The organism is Salmonella sp. SAL4457 (assembly GCF_046548235.1).
In the GTDB taxonomy this organism is placed as follows: domain Bacteria; phylum Pseudomonadota; class Gammaproteobacteria; order Enterobacterales; family Enterobacteriaceae; genus Salmonella; species Salmonella enterica.
In genome coordinates this window covers 1-365 of record NZ_JBGDZO010000138.1, presented here as the reverse complement: position 1 = coordinate 365, position 365 = coordinate 1, and the positions used below count along the sequence as shown (strand labels likewise).

At 68.8% G+C, this 365-nt stretch carries 1 protein-coding gene; it reads left to right on the top strand.

All coding sequences use genetic code 11. The features are described from left to right. A partial coding sequence (locus tag ACLJNW_RS23605) for an ABC transporter permease (RefSeq protein WP_410961140.1) occupies positions 1–351 on the top strand: 351 nt, incomplete at its 5' end. Positions 352–365: the final 14 nt, after the last annotated feature.

Below are 365 nucleotides of genomic sequence, written 5' to 3'. Positions count from 1 at the left end.
ACCTACGAGGGCCTGCGCAATGTCTCGCCGGCGCTGAAGGAAGCCGCCACCGGCATCGGCATGACGCCCAACCAGGTGCTGCTGCGGGTGGAACTGCCGAACGCGGTGCCGATCATCGTCGGCGGCGTGCGCGTGGCCCTGGCGCTGAACGTCGGCTCCGCGCCGCTGGCGTTCCTGATCGGCGCCAACAGCCTGGGCAGCCTGATCGTCCCCGGCATCTACCTGAACAACCACCAGCAACTGCTGCTCGGCGCCGCCTGCACGGCGCTCCTCGCCCTGCTGCTGGACGCCCTGGTGGTGCTGTTCAGCCGCATGTTCCTGGAACGCGGCCTGACCGCCAAGGAGGCCTGATGAACCGACTGATC